This window comes from Intestinibacter sp., assembly GCF_051866655.1.
Classification (GTDB): domain Bacteria; phylum Bacillota; class Clostridia; order Peptostreptococcales; family Peptostreptococcaceae; genus Intestinibacter.
Window position 1 is genome coordinate 1 of the sequence record NZ_JBJDXL010000248.1, and the last position, 4354, is coordinate 4354.

Here is a 4354-nt window from a genome sequence, read left to right on the forward strand (position 1 = left end):
TTTAGAGAATCCTCTATATGAAGGTGTAGCTTACCGTCTGTTATAGGCTGATATGACTGTTCAAAAGTATTCATTCTCTTTTGAACAGATTCTAGTATGTGTTTTTCCTTTTCAGCTTGCTTTAGCTCGTCGCGAGCTATGGCGTTTTTTAGTCGTCTGAGCTGGTTTTGGGCGTATCCTTGGAAGGAAGAGTACACCTTTGTTCTAGTAAGGAATAAATCTGTGTTTTCCTTTAGCATTTTTCCTTCTTCAGATATCGCGAATATATCCTCGTCTCTAGTGCCAAGTATCTCTATTGTGTTTGGATTGGCGCTGCAAAGTAGAGTTATTATTTGCTTTAGAGGATATAGGACAGTGTCTGTTTCTACATCTGTGTATGGATTTTCATCGTAATTCATAGAAAGGATTTGCTCCTTAGAAGGCAAAAATATACCTCTTATATCTATATCAGATCCTTCTACATTAGTTCCATAGCTGTATGAACCGCCATATGTAAGTAAGGCTATTTGATTTCCATTTTCCTTGAATTTGTTTAAAAATTTGTAATCTGAGTGTTCAAATATATTGTTTAGTTCAGTGTTTGCCATATTAGTGCTCCTTTCTATAAATAGTATTATAGGATAACATATGGAAAATTTTATGTCAAGAAAAAATAGTATCTAAAAAGAATAGATACTATCTAATTTATCTTCAGTTTGTAATCTCAATGTCTCGGCTGTGGCACAGATTTTATCGGCAAGGCATATAATCCACGCCTCTTTGGAGATAGGAGGAGTTAGGTTTAGTGGAAACATGTGGTGCAAGATGATGTCCTTTTCCTTTTGTGTAAGTGTGAAGTCTTCGGTTGCGTTTTCTAAAGCAATTCTAGGATGCTTAAAGCCGTGAAATTTGACAGGCTTATTCTTGTCGTGCCAATCGTATAAAAAATAATCGTGAAGAAGAGCGCCTCTTATTAGAGAGCTTTTGTCTACGTTTAGATTAAATTTATTTGCGATTTTACAGCTAGTGTATGCTACGAAAACGCAATGCTGATATACTGTGATGTTTCCGTGCTGGATGTAATTTTTAGTCTCTGGAAAACGTGAGTTATTATGCAGATCGTCCATAATTTTTGAAAAATCCTCTAAAAAGTCTGGAATCCTTCTCATCTTAATCATTCCTTTTTTCTTTATTATAACTATATTATAGACAAATATTCAGATGCTTACAATTTAAGAACATATTATGTAAGTTAATTTTAAGTAAATTGAAAGATTTACAGTCCGTAAAAGTATTTATGAATAAAATTATTCACTATATGCGAATAATTTTGCCTATTGTTCTCTCTTTTCAAACGAATGAATAGAGATATCCCTTACAAAAGTGAAAAAAATAATATTATTCCTAGTCAAAGTGGTATAATATGGTTATAAAAATAAAAGAAAAGAAGGGATTAAAATGGAAAGCTTAGTATTTGACGTTAAAGAAAGAACTGAAAAGGGTAAGAAGGTTAGAGCAGAAGGCGAAGTACCCGCAGTAATATACGGAGGAGCTTTAGAAAACCCAATTCCTTGTCAAATGACTAAAAAAGAAATGATGAAATTATTATCACAAGATAGCTCTGTGGTAGCATTAAATCTAAACGGAAAAGCAGAAAACTGTGTATTAAAGGAAGTACAAAGAGATGTATTTGGAGAAATAATACATCTAGATTTCCAACAAGTTAAGAAAGGTGATTCTGTAAAATTAAGAGTTCCAATAAAATTCGTAGGTGTAGGTTCACTAGATTCTAGAAAATTATTATTAGATGAAGTCGTAACAGAAGTACAATTACAAGGTCATCCAGATGAAATACCTGAACATATAGAAGTAGATGTAGCAGGATTAAACTACGGAGATCATGTATGCGGAAAGGATTTAGCAATACCTGCAAGTATAAAGGCAGATATAAAGGCTGACGATGTAGTTGCTAGAATAGGTTCATTAGTTTCAGGTGAAGCTGAAGAAGAAACTGAAGAAGCAGCAGAATAATCAATAGGCAATGTACATAACAGGTTTATACCGAATAAATATATTTAAAATAAATATTCTAACAAAAATATTACTGGATAGATAAATACCAGTAATATTTTTTTTGCAAAATTTTATATTGCTTTTATAAATTTGGTATAATTATACTGTTTAGTTTGTTTAAAAAAGTATATTAATTATAAGGAAGAGAATTATATAAATGGAGGAAGATATGGACGATTCAAGATTTATTAGAATGATAAATATAAATCCTACTCTTATAGAAAATATAGAAAATCCGACAGATGAGATGAAATTATTAGCTGTAAAGAAAAATGGACTTGTGCTTAAATATATAGAAAATCCTACAAAGGAAATGCAGGAAATTGCGATAAATAACAATGCAAAGGCGATTGAGTATATAGAAAATCCCACAGAGGAAATCATGCTAAAGGCTGTAAGTAATGGCTGGAGCAGCTTGGCGTACATCAAAAATCCGACAGATAAGGTCGTGAAAATGGCGATAGAGCAGGCAGGCTGGGCTATACAATACGTCAAAAATCCATCAGAAGAGCTACAGTTAATGGCAGTCAGAAAAAACTACGACTCTATAAAATATATAGAAAATCCTTCTGAAGCTGTAAAGAGAGAGGCCGTAGATGCAAACTACGACGCGCTGAGATATATAAAATCACCTAGCCATGAGCTCGAGATGCACGCAGTAAAAATCAACGAATCGGCTGTAAAATTTATAGATGATTTAAATAAAGAAAAGATAGTAGACTTCCTAAAAGAAAATATTCTAGTTATCAAATATGTTTACAAAGAAATCGGCATAGATGAACTAGAAGAAGTTCTAAAGGAAGTTATATCAAAGGAAGATGTCGAGGAAAAATATATAAGAGATTTTCTGAATTGCGGCATAATAGATAGAAATAGCGATGCAATACCTATAGACAAGATTATGTTTATATACAAATACGGAAGCAAAAAGGCTAAAAAAATAGCTGTAGATGAGAAATTGAAGATGATTTAGGAGAAGATAAGATGAATTTTTTAGATACATTTAGAAGTGTTGAGTTGATATTGGCTACAGGGGAGGTGCCTCTAGTAGTCGGTGAAAGTGGAATAGGAAAAACTGCCTTGGCTAGCAAAATTGCAGAGGAAAATGGCTGGAGCTTAGTCGTTATAGATGGAAACCTTCTGAAGGAGGGCGAAATCGGCGGACTTCCAACTATAGAATCCTACACTACATTTGATTCAAATGGAAATAAAGTAGAGAAAAAGATGACTATATACGCAGTACACACGAAGCTTAGAGAGATAGATCAGGAAATCGAAAAGGGTAATACCGTGCTTTTATTTATAGACGAGTTAAACCGTTGCGAGCACACAGTTCAACAGGAGCTTATGAACCTTATATTAAATAGAGAGATAAATGGATACAAATTAAACAAAAATGTAAAAATTTTATCGGCGATGAACCCATCAAACGAGTACGGGGCAGATCTAGATTATCAGGTTGTCGACATGGATCCAGCTCAGGAGAACAGATTTGTCTGGCTGAATATGGAGCCTGACTACAACGAGTGGATACGCTGGGCTATAGATACTGGCATCGAGCAGAAGGTAGTGGAGTTTATCTCGACTTTCCCAGAGTATTTGCACAAGATAAATGACGACGATATAAATGCTACTCCTAGAAGCTACGAGAGAATTTCTAAGAGTTACGCTATTTACAAGGAGAAAAAGGATGTAATACCTAAGTCAGTATTTTTAAATGTTGTCAAGGGGAATGTCGGAGGATTTATAGCTCAGGAATTTATGAGCTTTGTGGAGTCAGATGCAAAGCCTTTGGTGAGCTATGATGAAGTATTTTCAGGTGAAGTGCTTGATCAGGAGATTGTGGATAGAGTGAGAAATGAAAGCCATACTAGACTTTATATATGCGCTATGAATATATTGAAATCTCTAGAATTAGATATAAAAAACAATAAAGTGAATATGAGCTGTATTGATAGATTAGTGGAATTTTTAGGGCTATATCCAGTAGATTTGATGGTTGGAATTATGAAGGATATAAAAAATAGCTATGACGATATCTACAAATTGGCTATAGAAAACGAAAAATTCGTCGATTTATACTTCGGCGCTTATAGTTCAATAAGAGGATAATATTATGAAAAGTAATTTTGAGAAAATGACAGATGAGCTTTACGAAAGAGCTATTGAATTTGTCGATATGGCTACAGCAGTGCGACTTAAGGGAAATGATAAGAGCGTTGGCATCGAGGTTTCGGAGGAATATAAGAGAGATTTTTTCGCCGTTATAGATAAGATTAATTTTAATCTTATTGAGGACGAG

General features: G+C 33.9%; 5 protein-coding genes and 1 pseudogene. 4 read left to right on the top strand and 2 right to left on the bottom strand.

What is annotated here, in order from left to right:
* Both ACI3VO_RS07365 and ACI3VO_RS07370 read right to left on the bottom strand, forming a co-directional pair.
* On the bottom strand, positions 1–587 hold a 587-nt coding region (locus ACI3VO_RS07365), incomplete at its 3' end, for a DNA polymerase beta superfamily protein (protein WP_439757285.1).
* Positions 588–659: 72 nt separating this feature from the next.
* Entirely contained in the window at positions 660–1148 is a 489-nt protein-coding gene (locus ACI3VO_RS07370) for an HD domain-containing protein (RefSeq protein WP_439757286.1), read from the bottom strand.
* A gap of 289 nt (positions 1149–1437) precedes the next feature.
* Between ACI3VO_RS07370 and ACI3VO_RS07375 the strand changes: the two genes are divergently transcribed.
* The 4 genes and pseudogenes from ACI3VO_RS07375 to ACI3VO_RS07390 form a co-directional block, all read left to right on the top strand.
* On the top strand, positions 1438–2010 hold the full coding sequence (locus tag ACI3VO_RS07375) for a 50S ribosomal protein L25 (protein WP_439757287.1): 573 nt from the start codon (positions 1438–1440) through the stop codon (positions 2008–2010).
* A gap of 211 nt (positions 2011–2221) precedes the next feature.
* Positions 2222–3025 (top strand): hypothetical protein, encoded by an 804-nt coding sequence (locus ACI3VO_RS07380; RefSeq protein ID WP_439757288.1) that lies wholly within the window; start codon positions 2222–2224, stop codon positions 3023–3025.
* 11 nt (positions 3026–3036) lie between these two features.
* Positions 3037–4164, top strand: coding sequence for an ATP-binding protein (locus ACI3VO_RS07385; RefSeq protein WP_439757289.1), 1128 nt, complete (start codon positions 3037–3039; stop codon positions 4162–4164).
* Positions 4165–4168: 4 nt separating this feature from the next.
* Positions 4169–4354, top strand: a pseudogene (locus ACI3VO_RS07390) (VWA-like domain-containing protein); the annotation flags it as partial.